The organism is Streptomyces sp. TG1A-8, assembly GCF_030499535.1.
Lineage (GTDB): Bacteria > Actinomycetota > Actinomycetes > Streptomycetales > Streptomycetaceae > Streptomyces.
In genome coordinates this window covers 3,594,372-3,610,827 of record NZ_JASTLB010000001.1, presented here as the reverse complement: position 1 = coordinate 3,610,827, position 16,456 = coordinate 3,594,372, and the positions used below count along the sequence as shown (strand labels likewise).

The following is a 16,456-nucleotide window of genomic DNA, read 5'->3' as shown; positions in this document are numbered from 1 at the left end:
CACCGCCTCAGAAGTCTTCGGGTCCCGCCTGAACCTTGCGGGCTTCGGCAGCCACGATGCCGAGACGCATACGCGCTTCGGGCGTGAATCCAATGACGGTCTCGATAGCGCGAAGTTCCTTCTCCGTGCTCTCGACGTACCGCATTGCCGGGTGAACCACCGGCTGACCCGTGCTGCCAATCGTCATGAGACCGTCAGCGTCCACAGCGTCAAGGAGCTGAGAGCGTCGGTCGTACAGTTCCGCATACCGAAGAATCAGGTTGCGGTCAGTGTCGGGGGAGTAGGCACCGGAGCCGGCTTGCCAGACAGCGCGCCAAATCTCCTTGCCCGTGGAACTCAGGTGACCCGGAGCACGGGGAGCACGACCTTCGTACACAATCGGTGCCTCAGCCTCAGCGGCGTAGTTGGCGTTCCCGGTGCGTAGCTCAGGGCTCTTAGCGTGGCTCATGGCACCCCCTAACGGAGCGTTCATCCCCCTTAGCGGGTGCCTTCGTGGCGGGTATAAAGTGGGGCATTCGGATTGTCACCCCAGGTAAGCGGCAGTCACGCTCAGGCAAAAACGGCCATGCACCTAGCGCGCGTTTGCCGAGCTGGGGCCGGGATCGCTAGAGGGTAACCCTCCGAACTTTCGGACCGCTCTCCCCCTCCCTAGAAGGGGCGCTTGCCGAAGTCCATTGCGGTCTTCGTCTTGTGGCATGACTTGCACAGCACTTGAACGTTGCTGTCAATGTCCTCACCACCACGAGCAAGGGGGAGCACGTGGTCAATGTCCACCTGAGAAGGCAGGAACACGCGAAGGCAGTTAGCGCACTGCCCAGCCACAGCCTTACGCACAGCCTTACGGAGACGGGCCGCAGCATTGTTGCCACGGGCTATAGCCTCACGTCGCTTCGCATGTGACTGAACGCTTCTCCGTGCCGCGTAGTGCGCATGGTGTACCGCACACCTGCCGCTGTGGGTAGCCCACTCTCGGCACTCAAGACACCGTGTACGCATAGGGGGTACCCCCTTCCCGGGGACACCCCCCTACCTACTCTTGAGAGTGGGCAGGCGAACCGCTTCACCCCTGCCATGGGCACCCGACCGCTATACGCAACTCGTGCCGTTCCTGACGCGCTGTGCTTCCGGATGGACTCGAACCACCGACAAGCCGGTTAAGAGCCGGCCGCTCTTCCAACTGAGCTACGGAAGCGAAGCCCGGGGCTACAACCCGGGAAGAGGCCGGGGAGCACACAGGGCACCGTGAGCCGGTGGGTTCTGACCGCCATGTTCGGTGTGGAAGGGTGCGCGTTACCTCTTCCGGCTCACCCTTACTAGAGCTAAAGGGATTCCCTAGAGCGGAGGGGATTCCGGCGCGGGGGTTGCTGTGGTCCGCCGGCTAACAGCGGGCAGGGTGCAGGTTTGCAGATTTGCAAGCTCCTACGGTTTCTCTATAGCTTTTCTATGGTGTTATCAAGATCAAGTGCAAAACTGCACTAGTGCACAAGCCCAGGTCAGGCAGGGGATTCCCCAGGGGGCTCGTGTAGGGAGTGTCACGGAACGGTATACTAGTTAGGCTAACTAACGAGTTGAAGGCAGAAAAAGAGGACCGACCCCGAAGGATCGGCCCCCTTCCCGCTGTGCTCGTTACTTCGCGCTGCCTTCCTTCGGCTTCGCCCATGTGATCTTGACGCGCTCTTCAATCGGAACGGGCTCGTACCCGGTGCCGAAGTTCGGAGCCTTCGCAACAACGATCTTGTCCACGAAGAGCGTTACGAAGTCGCGCCGGTCGGTCATGGACGCGCTGTACCACCACGAGCCTTCCCCGGTCATGTCCCCGCCGGGTTCCTTTGTCTCCGTCCAGACCTTCGGGCTCACGAGCGTCGGAACCTTGCCCTCAAGCTCCGTCAGACGCTCGTCACAGCGCTGAATGGCTGCCTCAAGGTCGTCGCGCTTCTTGATGAACCGGTCACGCCCCATGGTGCCCTTGTAGACACCCGCGTCGAAGTCGTCCCACAGCTCAGCAAGCGCGGCCTTGTAGTCTGCTCGTTCGATCGTCACGTCGTGCTTCTCGGCTGCCACGTCCGGAGCGGCGTGCTTCGCGGTGAAGCGTTGCGTGGCTTCCACGAGAAGGGCAATGTCGTCGGGGTCTTCGTAGTCCAGCGCGTTGAGCCGCTTCAAGATCCGCTCGGCAACGTACTTGTCCAGCCGGTCACGGAGTACGGCAACGGTGCCTTCGTGCGTGCTCGTGACCCCCTTCTTGCGCTGACATGTGTAGGTCGTCATTGCAGCGGTCTTGCCGGCCTGCTTGCACATGGTGTGCGCGCCTTCGCAGAAGAGCACCCCCAGCGCGGACAGGAGCGAGTCACCGCGCGTCAGGGACGTTCCCTTTGGCGCGCTCGTCTCCTTGGCAATGGCAAGGCACTTCTGTAGCTCGTGGTACCGGATCGGGTCAACGATCGGCTTGTGAGAGATCACGGGACGCCCCTTCTCGTCCCGAACGCTGCGGTACCCGATCCGCTTTTTCCATGTCCCCTTACCGTCCTTCTTGGGAACGGTCTCGTACATGGGTTCCGTTTGGTGCCCCATGAGACGCGGGTCAGTGAGCACGCGGCGGAGAGTGGTCACCTTCCACGAAGGGGCGGCAATCCCGCGCTTCGCGTGTGACTCGATTCCCCGCGTAGGTACACCGGTTTCGTTGAGCCACGCGCACACGCCCGTGAGTGATCCGGGGTGAGGCTTTCCGGGGACGTACGGAACGTCCTTGTACTTCAAGATGCGGTCCACCACATCCTGAATCACCTTGACTTCGTCAGGCTCCGGGACGAGAACGCGGATCGTCAGGTTGTCAACGCGCTTCGTCTCCGTGCTGAAACCGAATGGCGGAACGCCACCGACAAACCCGCCGGCTGCCTTGAGAGTGCGCTTCGTGCCGCTTACGGCAAGGCTCTTGTTCCTGCTCTCTTCGTACGCCGAATTCAGGCGCATGAGAAGCGTTACGAGTCCAATGAGATCGTCAGTGACGGGGCCTTCGTAAACGCTGATGAACTGGACTCCGAGACGCTGCAATTCCAGGATCACGGGAAGCGCGTCTTTTGGCTCTTGTCGGCTCAGCCGGCTGACGTACGAGACTACGATTACGTCGATTAGCCCTGCACGAGCGTCTTTCAACATGCGCTCAAACGCGGGCCGTTCTTCGCCCGTAAAGGCGGAGAAATCAAGGTCTTCGTATACCTCAGTGAGTTTCAGGTCTTCGGTCCGGTCAATGAGCGCTGTGGCTTCATTGAACTGAGTGACCGTGCTGCCTTCGCTCTTGTCTTTCCGGGCTTCCGACTGCCGTGCGTAGATCACGGCTCGTCGCATGGGTTTCCTTCCGGCGGCAACCTCAGTTGCCGTGACCAACGTGTCTGTCCGCATGGGACATGATCCTAGCTCAGACCCACCTATGTCGTGTAGTTGTTTGCCTGCTGGGCTGGACGACGGTCGACGGACGGCCCTTCCAGGTGCGCCAGTTCCGCAACCGCAAGGGCAGCGTCGACCCGGCCGCGCTCGCCGCCGACCAGATGGACGACTACGGCCGCATGACCGGCGCCCTGCTGGCCCGGGCCCACGCCCACAGCGCCGACCCCCGCCTGATCGCCGGCTACTGCGGCAAGAACGGGGAGCTGGACGAAGCGGTGTCCGGCTTCGCCGTCGCCTACGCCGACCGCACGGAGGCGGACCACGCCCGCCTGGTGGCGGCGGTGCGGTCGGGGCGGATCGCGGCGGAGACGGGGGTGTGAGGGCGCCGGTGGCCCGGAGCACGCCGGCGGGGCGGGAGCCGCCGCCGGGAGCCGGGGGCGGTGGGCCGGTGGCCTAGGCTGGTCGGGTGACGACCCCGGAAGCTGAGCAGTCCCAGGCACCGCGGCCCGAGGAGCGGCTGGAGCGGGCCGTGCGGGCCGCCGAGCAGGCGTTGATCGAGTACGAGATCGCGGTGGAGACCTTCCGCGTCGAGGTCGAGAACTTCTCCCGGCTGCACGATCAGAAGCTCGGCCCGCTGTACGTCCGCATCGAGCTGCTCGACGCCGAGATCGCCGAGGCCCTGGCCGCCCGCACCGGCGACCCCGAGGACGTCCGCCGCGCCGAGGAGGCCCGGGCCCGGGTCCTGCCGATCCCGGGCGTCGAGGAGCTGCTGCACGGCTGGATGGACGGCCACGGCCTGTTCCCGGAGGCCGCCGCGATGCTCACCGACCAGCCGGTGCGGCCGCCCCGGCGGGTGCGCCCCGGCGAGGAGGCCCGCAAGCTCTACCGCGAGCTGGCCCGCAAGGCCCACCCCGACCTCGCGCAGGACGAGGACGAGCAGCAGCGGCGCGAGGAGTTCATCACCCGCGTCAACGACGCCTACGCCCGCGGCGACGAGACCCTGCTCAGGGAACTGGCCGAGGAGTGGGCGGCGGGCCCCGTACCGCCGCAGCGGCGCCCCGGCCGAGGCGAGGAGCTGTACGCCCGCCTCGAATGGCTCGCCCAGCGCAAGGAACTGCTGACCCTCGTCGCCCGCGAACTGGAGGAGGGCGCGGTCGCCGGCATGCTGCGCCTGGCCCCGGACGACCCCGACGGCCTCCTGGAGGAGATCGCCGGCAGGCTCCGGGCCGACATCGTCCGGCGGGAGACGGAGCTGGCGGACCTGCGGGGACGGGACTAGCGGAGCGCCGCTCTTCCGGTAGCGTCGGGGGCATGACTTTCGGAGCTGGTGTGCCCACGGTCGGGGTCGCGGACCTCAAGGACGGCGACTTCCTGCTGGACGTCCGCGAGGACGAGGAGTGGAAGGCGGGCCACGCCGAGGGGGCGCTGCACATCCCCATGAGCGAGTTCGTGGCCCGCTACGGCGAGTTGACCGGGGCAGCCCCGCAGGACGGCCGCGTCCACGTGATCTGCCGCTCCGGGGGCCGTTCGGCCCAGGTGGCCGTGTACCTCGTCCAGCAGGGCGTCGACGCCGTGAACGTCGACGGCGGCATGCAGGTCTGGGAGGCCGTGGGCCGCCGGGTGGTCACCGACGACGGGACGCCGGGCACGATCGTCTAGCCCGCCCGCCTCCCGTCCCGCGACTTCGCGGTTCCCCGGGGCTGCGCCCGGAGGGCGGGGCTGAGTACCGTTCCGTGCGGGTGCCGGACAGCGGCGCCCGCGGTGCACGCGGCACCCGCGGCGGGTGGCCGTACGACGGAAGCGGAAACGGGGATCGGGGCGGAATGGACGCGTACGACGAGGACTCGCCCGCCCGGCGGGAGCCGGACGGGTCGCGGGGGGCGCGTCGCCCGCGGGGCGGTCCGGAGGAGGGACCGGGCAGCGGCCCGATCGCCGGTCCGCGGTCCGGCCCGGAATCCGGCCCGGCGCATGATCCCGGATCCGGCCCCGAGCCCGGCCCGGCCCACGGCCCCGACCCGGCGGCCCACGGCCCTGAACCAGACCCGGCCCACGGTCCCGAACCAGGTCCGGAGGAGGGCGCCGGGCACCCCTTTCCCCGCACCGGCCTGGTCCTCCTCTCCCCCCGCTACCAGGTCGGCGCCGCCGTGGCGCTCGCGGTCGTCGCCGTCGCCGCCTGTGTGCACCTGGGGATGGTGTTCCTGAGCGTGGCCCCGTCGAACACGGTGACCAAGCAGCACGGCAAGGCGATCGAGGACTGGGTGTATCCGGAGTTCGAGCAGAACTGGAAGCTGTTCGCCCCCAACCCGCTGCAGCAGAACATCGCCGTCCAGGTGCGCGCCGAGGTGCGCCTGGAGGACGGCGGCCTGCGCACCACCGGCTGGGACGACCTGTCCGCCGAGGACGGTGCCGCCATCGACGGCAGTCCGCTGCCCAGCCACACCGAGCAGAACGAGCTGCGCCGTGCCTGGGACTTCTTCGTCGCCACGCACGACGCCGGCAACCGTCCGGTGGGCACGCGCGGCGCGCTCTCCGAGCAGTACGTGCGCCGGATCGCGCTGATGCGCCTGGACCGGGACGGCACGGACGGCGGCACGGGGCTCATACAGCGCGTGCAGGTGCGTTCCGTGACCACCGGCGTGCAGCCGCCGAAGTGGAGCGGTGAGCGGATCTCCGGCAAGCCGGTCTACCGCGTACTGCCCTGGTGGACCGTACCGGCCGGCGAGGCCGCGGGAGGCGTGCGGTGAACCGTCCCGTGAACCAGTCCGCGAACCCCTCCTCCCCGACGACGCTCCGGCACGGCGTCGCCCGGGTCACCGGGTCGGCGCTCGGCCGGTACCAGAGCGCGGTGATCCGCATCGGCTTCGCCGCGACCTGGCTGCTGTTCCTGCTGCGCGAGTTCCCCCACCGCCAGGAGCTGTACGGCCCCGACGGCCCCTGGGACTGGTCCCTCGCACAGCGGCTGATCTCGGACAACCACGCGTTCACGGCCCTGCTGTGGTTCCGCGGACAGGCCTGGTTCGAGTGCTTCTACGTGCTGGCGGTCCTCGCCGCCGTGGCGCTGCTGCTGGGCTGGCGCACCCGGACGGCCTCCGTGCTGTTCATGGTGGGCGTGCTGTCGCTGCAGAACCGCAGCGTGTTCATGGGCGACGGCGGCGACAACGTCCTGCACCTGATGTCCTTCTACCTGGTGTTCACCCGGTGCGGCCAGGTGTGGTCGCTCGACGCCCGGCGGGCGTCGGGGAACGCGGCGGCGCGGGCGCGGGGGGACCGGGCCGCGGCCGACCCGGCCGGCGTGGTGCTGTGGCTGGTGTCCGGGGCGGCCCTGCTGGCCGTGTCACTGGCGGGCCGGTTCGACACCGGTTCGGTGGTGCCCCTCCTGCTGTGGACGGTGTGGGCGGTACTCGGCCTGTGGTGGGCGGTGGGACGCTGGGCGAAGTCGGACGAGCCCCGGATCCTGCTGGACGTGATCGCGAACGCCGTGCACAACGGCGCCCTGCTCGTGATCATGGGGGAGGCCTGCCTGATCTACGCCACGGCCGGCTGGTACAAGATCCAGGGTTCGCGCTGGCAGGACGGCACCGCCGTCTACTACCCGCTCCACCTGGACTACTTCTCGCCCTGGCCGGCGCTCGCCGACCTGATGTCCGCCAGCGGCACGATCATGATGGTGGTGACCTACGGCACGGTCATGGTGCAGGTCGCCTTCCCGTTCACGCTGTTCAACCGCCGGGTCAAGAACGTGCTGCTGGTGCTGATGATGACCGAGCACGCCGTCATCGCGGTGGTCCTCGGCCTGCCGTTCTTCTCGCTGGCCATGATCGCGGCGGACGCGGTCTTCCTGCCCACGTCCTTCCTGCGGCGGCTGGGCGGCTGGACGGCACGCGCGCGGGGACGGCTGGTGCGCCGCGGGCCCGGGGGCGGGCAGGACCGTACGCTGCCGACGCCGCGCTCCCCGGAGGAGAGCGCGCCGGGCCGCGTAGGGTTCACGGCATGACCGCTCCCGTGACCCGCTGGCGCGAGTCGGCGGACGCCCTGGTGCTGCTCGACGGCTTCCACGCCCTCAAGCACGCCCTGCGCTTCGGCGCCGAGGTGCCGGTGGCGGTCACCACCGACCGGCGGGCGGCGCTCGCCCTGGCCGGGGAACTGGCCGCGGACGTCAGGGACACCCTGGACGCGCTGCTGACCGAGGTGCCCGAGGCGACGTACGCCTCCCTGGTGCCGCGCCCCCATCCGACCGGGGTGGCCGCCCTGGCCATACGGCCCCCCCGGGAGGCCCGGCTGCGGGCGCTGGCCCGGCTGCCCCGCACCGCGCCCGTCGTGGTCCTCGACAACCCGCGCAACCTCGGCAACGCGGGCGCCGTGATCCGGCTGGCCGCCGGTTTCGGGGCGACCGGGGTGATCACCACGGGCACGCTCGACCCCTGGCACCCCACGGTGGTGCGCGGCGGGGCGGGACTGCACTTCGCGACCGCCGTGGAGCGGCTCGGCGTGGAGGAACTGCCGGCCGGGCCGCTGTTCGCCCTCGACCCGGAGGGCGACGACATCCGGGGCGCCAAGCTGCCCGACGACGCCGTGCTGGCGTTCGGCTCGGAGCGCAGCGGCCTGTCGGCGGAACTGCGCGCACGCGCGGACCACCTGCTGGCGCTGCCGATGCGCCCACAGGTCTCCAGCTACAACCTGGCCACCAGCGTGGCCATGACGCTGTACCACTGGAGCGCCACCGGGGGCGCACCCTCCTGAGCCGGGCCGGTGCCCGCGGGCCGGGCGCCGGGCCTACGCCTCGCGGCGGACCTCCACCACGCGGAAGCGGTTGGCCACGAACGCGGCGTCGCACAGGGCCGCGTTCGCCGCCGGGTTGCCGCCCGAGCCGTGGAAGTCGGAGAAGGCGGCGGTCTGGTTCACGTACACCCCGCCGGTCAGGTTGAGCGACAGCTGGGCGGCCTCGTCCAGGCAGACCTCCTCGATCGCCCGCTCGACCTCGTCGTCGGTGGTGTACGCGCCGACCGTCATCGCGCCCTTCTCGCGGACCGTGCGCCGCAGCAGCTCCACCGCGTCGGTCACCGAGTCGACCGCGACGGCGAAGGAGACGGGGCCGAAGCACTCGCTCATGCAGGCGGCCTCGTCGTCCGGCTTGGCACCGTCGAGCTTGACGATGACCGGCGTGCGCACGACCGCGTCCGGGAACTCGGGGTTGGCCACCTCCCGGGAGGCGAGGGCGACCTCGCCGAGACCGGCGGCCGCCTCCAGGCGGGCCTTCACGTCCGGGTTGACGATGGCACCCAGCAGCGCGTTCGCCCGGGCGTCGTCACCGAGCAGGCCGTCGACCGCGCGGGCGAGGTCGGCGGTCACCTCGTCGAAGGTCTTGGCGCCCTGGTCGGTGCGGATGCCGGCGCGCGGGATGAGCAGGTTCTGCGGGGTGGTGCACATCTGGCCGCTGTACAGGGACAGCGAGAAGGCCAGGTTGGCCAGCATGCCGCGGTAGTCGCCGGTGGACTCCACGATCACCGTGTTGACGCCGGCCTTCTCCGTGTAGACCTGCGCCTGGCGGGCGTTGGCCTCCAGCCAGTCACCGAAGGACGTGGAGCCGGTGTAGTCGATGATCCGGATCTCGGGGCGGGTGGCGAGGGTCTTAGCGATGCCCTCGCCCGGGCGCTCGGCGGCCAGCGCGACCAGGTTGGCGTCGAAACCGGCCTCGGCGAGCACGTCCCGGGCGACCCGCACGGTGAGCGCGAGCGGCAGCACCGCGCGCGGGTGCGGCTTGACCAGGACCGCGTTGCCGGTGGCCAGCGAGGCGAACAGACCCGGGTAGCCGTTCCACGTCGGGAAGGTGTTGCAGCCGATGACCAGGCCGATGCCGCGCGGCACCGGGGTGAAGCGCTTGTCCAGCACGAGCGGGTCGCGCTTGCCCTGCGGCTTGGTCCACTCCGCCGTGCCGGGCGTGCGGACCTGCTCCGCGTAGGCGTACGCCACCGCCTCCAGGCCGCGGTCCTGGGCGTGCGGGCCGCCCGCCTGGAACGCCATCATGAAGGCCTGGCCGCTGGTGTGCATGACCGCGTGCGCGAACTCGTGGGTCCGGTCGCTGATCCGCTTGAGGATCTCCAGGCAGACCACCGCGCGGACCTCCGGGCCCGCGTCGCGCCACGCGCGCTGTCCGGCCCCCATCGCGGGCAGCAGCACGTCCAGGTCCGCGTGCGGGTAGGTGACGCCCAGCTCGACGCCGTACGGCGAGACCTCGCCGCCCACCCAGTCGTCCGTACCGGGCTGGCCGAGGTCCACGCGGGTGCCGAGCAGGGCGTCGAACGCGGCCCTGCCCGCCGCCGCGTCGAGGCTGCCGTGCTCCCCGTAGGCCTTGGGGTGCTCGGGGTGCGGGGACCAGTAGGCGCGCGTGCGGATCGCTTCCAGGGCCTGGTCGAGAGTGGGCCGGTGCTCGGCGATCAGCTCGTGGGCGGTCAGTTCGGCGGCCATGCGGGACCAACTCCTCGTCTGGTGAACTCCCCGTCGGGTTCATTGACCTGGCAATGAAGGCAGCGGGATCGGGCGGTCAGAGCTAGAGTAACCGAACGATCGGTCGGTACAAGGGGGTCCACCGCATCCGTGGACAACCCCGTGCGGGAGGATCGCGCTCATGACAGCACTCGACCCCAGCGGCCCCGTGGCCGTCGTCGGCACCGGCACCATGGGCCAGGGCATCGCCCAGGTCGCGCTGGTCGCCGGCCACCCCGTGCGGCTCCACGACGCGGTTCCCGGGCGCGCCCGGGACGCGGTGGAGGCGATCTGCGCCCGTCTCGACCGGCTCGTGGCCAAGGACCGGCTCACCGCCGCCGACCGGGACGCGGCCCGCGCCCGGCTCCGGCCCGCCGCGGGACTCGCGGAGCTGGCGGACTGCGCGCTCGTCGTCGAGGCCGTCGTGGAGCGGCTGGACGTCAAGCGGCAGCTCTTCGGCGAGCTGGAGGGGGTCGTCGCCGAGGACTGCCTGCTCGCCACCAACACCTCGTCCCTGTCGGTGACGGCCATCGGCGGCGCCCTGCGCCACCCGGGGCGCTTCGTGGGCCTGCACTTCTTCAACCCGGCCCCCCTGCTGCCGCTGGTCGAGGTCGTCTCCGGGTTCGCCACCGACGTCACGTCGGCCACGCGCGCGTACGAGACCGCCCGTGCCTGGGGCAAGACCCCGGTGGCCTGCGCGGACACCCCCGGCTTCATCGTCAACCGCATCGCCCGGCCCTTCTACGCCGAAGCCTTCGCCGTCCACGAGGCCCAGGCCGCCGACCCGGCCACCATCGACGCGGTCCTGCGCGAGTCGGGCGGCTTCCGGATGGGCGCGTTCGAACTGACCGACCTCATCGGCCAGGACGTCAACGAGTCCGTCACCCACTCGGTGTGGCAGTCCTTCTTCCAGGACGTCCGCTTCACGCCCTCCCTGGCCCAGCGGCGCCTGGTCGAGTCCGGGCGCCTCGGCCGCAAGTCCGGGCACGGCTGGTACGACCACGCCGAGGGCGCCGAGCGCCCCGAGCCGCACACCGCCGAGCAGGAGCGGCCGCCCGCCCACGTCGTCGCCGAGGGCGGTCTCGGGCCGGCCGCCGAGCTGCTCGCGATGATCCGCGAGGCGGGCATCCCGCTCCGGGAGGAGGACGAGGACCAGGGCACCCGGCTGGTGCTGCCGAGCGGCGGCCAGCTCGTCCTGGCCGACGGCCAGACCTCCGCGGAGTTCCGCGACGTCGTCTACTTCGACCTCGCCCTCGACTACCGCCGGGCCACCCGGATCGCCCTGTCCGCCTCCCAGGACACCGCCCCGCGGACCCTCGCCGAGGCGATCGGCCTCTTCCAGGCGCTCGGCAAGGAGGTCAGCGTCATCGGCGACGTCCCCGGCATGATCGTCGCCCGTACCGTCGCCCGGATCATCGACCTCGCGCACGACGCCGTCGCCAAGGGCGTGGCCACCGAGGAGGACGTCGACACCGCGATGCGACTGGGCGTCAACTACCCGCTCGGCCCCTTCGAGTGGGACCGCAGGCTCGGCCGCGGCTTCGCCTACGAGCTCCTGGACGACCTGCACCTGCGCGACCCCTCCGGCCGGTACGCGCCGTCTCTCGCGCTCTACCGCCACGCGTACGCCACGGACAAGCGGGAGAGCTCCTCGTGACCAGCGCCAGGCGAGACACGTACACCCCCGAGTCGCTGCTCTCCGTCGCCGTCCAGGTCTTCATCGAGCGCGGCTACGACGGCACCTCCATGGAGCACCTGTCCAAGGCGGCCGGCATCTCCAAGTCGTCCATCTACCACCACGTCAGCGGCAAGGAGGAGCTGCTGCGCCGGGCCGTCAGCCGTGCGCTGGACGGCCTGTTCGCCATCCTGGAGGAGGAGCGGGCGCGTGCGGGGCGGCCCGCCGAACGGCTGGAGCACGTGGTGCGGCGCATGGTGGAGGTCCTCACCGCCGAGCTGCCCTACGTGACGCTGCTGCTGCGCGTGCGCGGCAACACCGCCACCGAGCGCTGGGCGCTGGAGCGGCGCCGCGACTTCGACCACGAGGTGGCCGCGCTGCTGAAGGCGGCGGCGGCCGACGGGGACATACGCGACGACGTGGAGGTGCGGCTGGCGACCCGGCTGGTGTTCGGCATGATCAACTCCATCGTGGAGTGGTACCGGCCGGACGTGCGCGGGGCGAGCGGCCGGGAGGTGGCCGACGCGGTCGTCCAGCTCGTCTTCTCGGGCCTGCGGCGCGGCTGAGCCCGCTCCGGCGCCGTCAGGCCTGCGGCTCCACGTCCTCCTCCTCGAACACCAGCAGCGTGCGCGTGCTCAGCACCTCGGGGATCGCCTGGAGCCGGGTCAGCACCACCTCGCGCAGCGTCCTGTTGTCGGGGGTGTGCACCAGCAGCAGGACGTCGAAGTCACCGCCCACGAGGGCGATGTGGGCGGCCCCGGGCAACTTCCTGAGCTGCTCGCGGACCGTGCGCCAGGTGTTCTGGACGATCTTGAGGGTGATGTAGGCCGACGTGCCGTGCCCGGCCCGCTCGTGATCGACGCGCGCGCCGAAACCCCGGATCACCCCGTCCTCGACCAGGCGGTTGATCCGGGCGTAGGCGTTGGCGCGGGAGACGTGGACGCGTTCGGCGACGGACCGTATCGAGGCGCGCCCGTCCGCCTGGAGGATCACCAGGATGTCCTGGTCGACGCCGTCCAGCGGACGCGGCGGCGGCACGGCCCGGTCGTCCGCTCCTCCGGCCATTTGTTCAGGCCCCATGTCCCCCCGCCTCACCGCCGTGGACGCTCTGCGTTCATTGCAGGCTGTGGAGAACCGTTTGTCCACAGCCTGACGGGCCCCGTAGCCAAACTGTGCCGACGACCGAACAATCGGTAGGTGAGGCGGGTCACAGCCGACGCGCCTCCCGTAGCCGCTCCCACGAGGAGGTGCCGTCATGACGGTTCTGGAGCAGCGGGGCGCGTACCGGCCGTCGCCGCCGCCCGCCTGGCAGCCCCGTATGGACCCCGCGCCGCTGCTGCCCGACGCCGAGCCCCACCGCGTCCTCGGCACCGGGGCGGCCGCCGGGACCGACCCGGACCTGCTGCGCCGGCTCTACGGCCACCTGGTGCGCGGCCGCCGCTACAACGTCCAGGCCACCGCCCTCACCAAGCAGGGCCGTCTCGCCGTCTACCCCTCCAGCACCGGCCAGGAGGCCTGCGAGGTCGCCGCCGCGCTGGTCCTGGAGGAGCGCGACTGGCTCTTCCCCAGCTACCGCGACACCCTCGCCGTCGTCGCCCGGGGCGTGGACCCCGTCGAGGCCCTCACCCTGCTGCGCGGCGACTGGCACAACGGCTACGACCCCCGCGCCCACCGCGTGGCCCCGCTGAGCACCCCGCTGGCCACCCAGCTCCCGCACGCCGTCGGCCTCGCGCACGCCGCCCGCCTCAAGGGCGACGACGTGGTCGCGCTCGCCATGGTCGGCGACGGCGGCACCAGCGAGGGCGACTTCCACGAGGCGATGAACTTCGCCGCCGTCTGGCGGGCGCCGGTCGTCTTCCTGGTGCAGAACAACGGCTTCGCCATCTCCGTCCCGCTGGACAAGCAGACCGCCGCGCCCTCCCTGGCCCACAAGGCCGTCGGCTACGGCATGCCGGGCCGGCTGGTCGACGGCAACGACGCCGTCGCCGTGCACCAGGTGCTCGGCGACGCGGTGCGCCACGCGCGCGCGGGCGGCGGGCCGACGCTGGTGGAGGCGGTGACGTACCGCATCGACGCCCACACCAACGCCGACGACGCCACCCGCTACCGCGGCGACGCCGAGGTCGCGGCCTGGCGCGCCCACGACCCCGTCCAGCTGCTGGAGCGCGAGCTGACCGCGCGCGGCCTGCTCGACGAGGCCGGCGTCGAGGCCGCCCGGCAGGACGCCGAGGCGATGGCCGCCGACCTGCGCGAGCGCATGAACCAGGACCCCGGAACCGACCCCATGGCCCTCTTCGACCACGTCTACGCCGAGCCCACCGCGCAACTGCGCGAACAGCGCGCCCTGCTGCGCGCCGAACTGGAGGCCGAGCACGAGGACGCGGACGGCCCCGCCCACCGGGAAGGCGACGACCGATGACCACCGTCGCCGTCAAGCCCGCCACCATGGCCCAGGCCCTCACGCGCGCGTTGCGCGACGCGATGGCCGCCGACCCCGCCGTGCACGTCATGGGTGAGGACGTCGGCACCCTCGGCGGTGTCTTCCGCGTCACCGACGGCCTCGCCAAGGAGTTCGGCGAGGACCGCTGCACCGACACCCCGCTCGCCGAGGCCGGCATCCTCGGCACCGCCGTCGGCATGGCCATGTACGGCCTGCGCCCGGTGGTGGAGATGCAGTTCGACGCGTTCGCCTACCCGGCGTTCGAGCAACTGGTCAGCCACGTCTCCCGGATGCGCAACCGCACGCGCGGGAGGATGCCCCTGCCGATCACCGTCCGCGTGCCCTACGGCGGCGGCATCGGCGGCGTCGAGCACCACAGCGACTCCTCCGAGGCCTACTACATGGCGACCCCGGGCCTGCACGTGGTCACGCCCGCGACCGTCGCCGACGCCTACGGACTGCTGCGCCGGGCCATCGCCTCCGACGACCCGGTGGTCTTCCTGGAGCCCAAGCGGCTGTACTGGTCGAAGGACTCCTGGAACCCCGAGCACCCCGTGGACGTGGAGCCCATCGGGCGGGCCGTGGTCCGGCGCGCGGGCCGCAGCGCCACGCTCGTCACCTACGGCCCCTCCGTGCCGGTCTGCCTGGAGGCCGCCGAGGCCGCCCGGGCGGAGGGCTGGGACCTGGAGGTGGTCGACCTGCGCTCCCTGGTGCCCTTCGACGACGAGACGGTCTGCGCGTCCGTACGGCGCACCGGACGGGCGGTCGTCGTGCACGAGTCGACCGGGTTCGGCGGGCCGGGCGGCGAGATCGCGGCCCGGATCACCGAGCGCTGCTTCCACCACCTGGAGGCACCGGTGCTGCGCGTGGCCGGCTTCGACCTCCCCTACCCGCCGCCCATGCTGGAGCGGCACCACCTGCCCGGCGTCGACCGCATCCTGGACGCCGTGGCGCGCCTGCAGTGGGAGGCCGAGGGCTGATGGCACAGGTACTGGAGTTCAAGCTCCCCGACCTCGGTGAGGGACTCACCGAGGCGGAGATCGTCCGCTGGCTGGTGCAGGTGGGCGACGTCGTCGCCGTCGACCAGCCGGTCGTCGAGGTCGAGACGGCCAAGGCGATGGTCGAGGTGCCCTGCCCCTACGGCGGCGTGGTCACCGCGCGCTTCGGCGAGGAGGGCACGGAGCTGCCCGTCGGCGCCCCGCTGCTGACGGTGGCCGTGGGCCCCGGCGCCCCCGCCGGGGACGGGGGGACGGCGGGGACGGCGGGGGATCGGGCAACGTCCTGGTCGGCTACGGCACCTCCGAGGCGCCGGCGCGCCGCCGCAGGGTGCGTCCGGCACCGGTGGGCACGGGCACGGCGAACGGAACGGCCCGCCCCCGCGCGGAGCGGGGGACGGCGGACGGCGGGGCCGGGGCCGGCGCGGCGCCGGCCCCGGGCGGTGCGTCCCGGGCCGTCGCGGGGGCCGCCGCCCCGGCCCCGGCCGGGACGGCCGCCGCCCCCGCGGGCGGGACCCACGCCGAGGGCCCCGTCCCCGTCATCTCCCCGCTGGTGCGCAGGCTCGCCCGCGACAACGGCGTGGACCTGCGCGCCCTGGTGGGCTCGGGCCCGGAGGGACTGATCCTGCGCGCGGACGTCGAGGACGCGCTGCGGGCCGGGGCGGTGAGCGGCCGAACGGCCGAGGCACCCGCCCCGGCGGCCCCCGCCCCGGTCGCCCCCGCCCCCGCGCACGCTCCGGCTTCCGGTGCCGCGGGCTCGCGCACCCCCCTCAAGGACGTGCGCGGTGCCGTCGCCGACAAGCTCTCCCGCAGCCGCCGGGAGATCCCGGACGCCACCTGCTGGGTCGACGCCGACGCCACCGGGCTCATGGGCGCGCGGGCCGCCATGAACGCGGCCGGCGGAGCGAGGATCTCCCTGCTCGCGCTGCTCGCCCGCATCTGCACCGCCGCCCTCGCCCGGTACCCGGAGCTGAACTCCCGCGTCGACGCCGAGGCCCGCGAGATCGTCCGGCTGGACCACGTCCACCTCGGGTTCGCGGCCCAGACCGAGCGCGGACTGGTCGTGCCCGTCGTCCGGGACGCCCACGCGCGCGACGCCGAGTCGCTGACCGCCGAGTTCGCCCGGCTCACCGAGGCGGCCCGGACCGGAACGCTGACCCCCGGGGACCTGACCGGCGGCACCTTCACGCTGAACAACTACGGGGTGTTCGGCGTCGACGGCTCCACCCCGATCATCAACCACCCCGAGGCCGCCATGCTCGGCGTCGGCCGCATCGTCCCCAAGCCGTGGGTGCACGAGGGCGAACTGGCGGTGCGCCAGGTCGTGCAGCTCTCCCTCACCTTCGACCACCGCGTGTGCGACGGCGGCACGGCGGGCGGCTTCCTGCGGTACGTGGCGGACTGCGTCGAACAGCCGGCGGTGCTGCTGCGCACCCTGTGACGTGCGCCCCGTGGCCCGGGCACCGTCCGCGGGCGACTCCG

The 16,456-nt window shown here is 71.6% G+C and carries 15 protein-coding genes, 1 tRNA gene and 1 pseudogene; 11 read left to right on the top strand and 6 right to left on the bottom strand.

Annotated elements, in window-relative coordinates:
• Positions 1-7 precede the first annotated feature (7 nt).
• From QQY24_RS15610 to QQY24_RS15595, 4 genes are all read right to left on the bottom strand, one after another.
• Positions 8-448, bottom strand: a complete 441-nt coding sequence (locus QQY24_RS15610; RefSeq protein ID WP_301973291.1) for a phage terminase small subunit P27 family — start codon at positions 446-448, stop codon at positions 8-10.
• Positions 449-648: 200 nt separating this feature from the next.
• The gene (locus tag QQY24_RS15605) at positions 649-996 is read right to left on the bottom strand and encodes an HNH endonuclease (protein ID WP_301973290.1); all 348 of its coding nucleotides are present in this window, start codon (positions 994-996) and stop codon (positions 649-651) included.
• A 123-nt stretch (positions 997-1,119) separates the two neighbouring features.
• Positions 1,120-1,192: transfer RNA gene (locus tag QQY24_RS15600), tRNA-Lys, on the bottom strand.
• Positions 1,193-1,626: 434 nt separating this feature from the next.
• A complete protein-coding gene (locus tag QQY24_RS15595; protein WP_301973289.1) occupies positions 1,627-3,396 on the bottom strand; it encodes a recombinase family protein in 1,770 nt (589 codons plus the stop codon).
• On the opposite strand from QQY24_RS15595, the gene QQY24_RS15590 reads away from it, so the two are divergent.
• The 6 genes from QQY24_RS15590 to QQY24_RS15565 all read left to right on the top strand — a co-directional run bounded on the left by QQY24_RS15590 (position 3,387) and on the right by QQY24_RS15565 (position 8,121).
• Complete coding sequence (locus QQY24_RS15590; RefSeq protein WP_367658047.1) at positions 3,387-3,761, top strand: DUF2252 family protein; 375 nt, start codon at positions 3,387-3,389, stop codon at positions 3,759-3,761. The genes QQY24_RS15595 and QQY24_RS15590 overlap by 10 nt on opposite strands.
• Positions 3,762-3,847: 86 nt before the next feature.
• Positions 3,848-4,660, top strand: coding sequence for a J domain-containing protein (locus QQY24_RS15585; protein WP_301973288.1), 813 nt, complete (start codon positions 3,848-3,850; stop codon positions 4,658-4,660).
• 50 nt (positions 4,661-4,710) lie between these two features.
• On the top strand, positions 4,711-5,040 hold the full coding sequence (locus QQY24_RS15580) for a rhodanese-like domain-containing protein (RefSeq protein WP_301976261.1): 330 nt from the start codon (positions 4,711-4,713) through the stop codon (positions 5,038-5,040).
• A 164-nt stretch (positions 5,041-5,204) separates the two neighbouring features.
• Positions 5,205-6,125: a DUF5819 family protein gene (locus QQY24_RS15575; protein ID WP_301973287.1), complete on the top strand. Its 921-nt coding sequence runs from the start codon at positions 5,205-5,207 to the stop codon at positions 6,123-6,125.
• The gene (locus tag QQY24_RS15570; RefSeq protein ID WP_301973286.1) at positions 6,122-7,375 is read left to right on the top strand and encodes an HTTM domain-containing protein; all 1,254 of its coding nucleotides are present in this window, start codon (positions 6,122-6,124) and stop codon (positions 7,373-7,375) included. The genes QQY24_RS15575 and QQY24_RS15570 overlap by 4 nt, the downstream gene beginning before the upstream one ends.
• A complete protein-coding gene (locus QQY24_RS15565) occupies positions 7,372-8,121 on the top strand; it encodes an RNA methyltransferase (protein WP_301973285.1) in 750 nt (249 codons plus the stop codon). Before QQY24_RS15570 ends, QQY24_RS15565 begins: the two co-directional genes overlap by 4 nt.
• A 33-nt stretch (positions 8,122-8,154) precedes the next feature.
• On the opposite strand, the gene paaN is transcribed toward QQY24_RS15565, so the two are convergent.
• Positions 8,155-9,846 (bottom strand): phenylacetic acid degradation protein PaaN, encoded by a 1,692-nt coding sequence (gene paaN / locus QQY24_RS15560; RefSeq protein WP_301973284.1) that lies wholly within the window; start codon positions 9,844-9,846, stop codon positions 8,155-8,157.
• Between the two features lie 160 nt (positions 9,847-10,006).
• On the opposite strand from paaN, the gene QQY24_RS15555 reads away from it, so the two are divergent.
• Positions 10,007-11,521 carry a 3-hydroxyacyl-CoA dehydrogenase gene (locus QQY24_RS15555; protein WP_301973283.1) on the top strand — a complete coding sequence of 505 codons (1,515 nt, stop codon included), beginning with the start codon at positions 10,007-10,009 and terminating at the stop codon, positions 11,519-11,521.
• Positions 11,518-12,105 (top strand): TetR/AcrR family transcriptional regulator, encoded by a 588-nt coding sequence (locus tag QQY24_RS15550; protein ID WP_301973282.1) that lies wholly within the window; start codon positions 11,518-11,520, stop codon positions 12,103-12,105. Before QQY24_RS15555 ends, QQY24_RS15550 begins: the two co-directional genes overlap by 4 nt.
• Before the next feature lie 16 nt (positions 12,106-12,121).
• On the opposite strand, the gene QQY24_RS15545 is transcribed toward QQY24_RS15550, so the two are convergent.
• Complete coding sequence (locus QQY24_RS15545; RefSeq protein WP_301976260.1) at positions 12,122-12,604, bottom strand: Lrp/AsnC family transcriptional regulator; 483 nt, start codon at positions 12,602-12,604, stop codon at positions 12,122-12,124.
• A gap of 190 nt (positions 12,605-12,794) precedes the next feature.
• Between QQY24_RS15545 and pdhA the strand changes: the two genes are divergently transcribed.
• The 3 genes and pseudogenes from pdhA (at position 12,795) to QQY24_RS15530 (ending at position 16,415) form a co-directional block, all read left to right on the top strand.
• Positions 12,795-13,958, top strand: coding sequence for a pyruvate dehydrogenase (acetyl-transferring) E1 component subunit alpha (pdhA, locus tag QQY24_RS15540; protein ID WP_301973281.1), 1,164 nt, complete (start codon positions 12,795-12,797; stop codon positions 13,956-13,958).
• Positions 13,955-14,959 carry an alpha-ketoacid dehydrogenase subunit beta gene (locus QQY24_RS15535; RefSeq protein ID WP_301973280.1) on the top strand — a complete coding sequence of 335 codons (1,005 nt, stop codon included), beginning with the start codon at positions 13,955-13,957 and terminating at the stop codon, positions 14,957-14,959. Before pdhA ends, QQY24_RS15535 begins: the two co-directional genes overlap by 4 nt.
• Positions 14,959-16,415: pseudogene (locus QQY24_RS15530) on the top strand (dihydrolipoamide acetyltransferase family protein). Before QQY24_RS15535 ends, QQY24_RS15530 begins: the two are co-directional and overlap by 1 nt.
• The last annotated feature ends 41 nt before the right edge of the window (positions 16,416-16,456 follow it).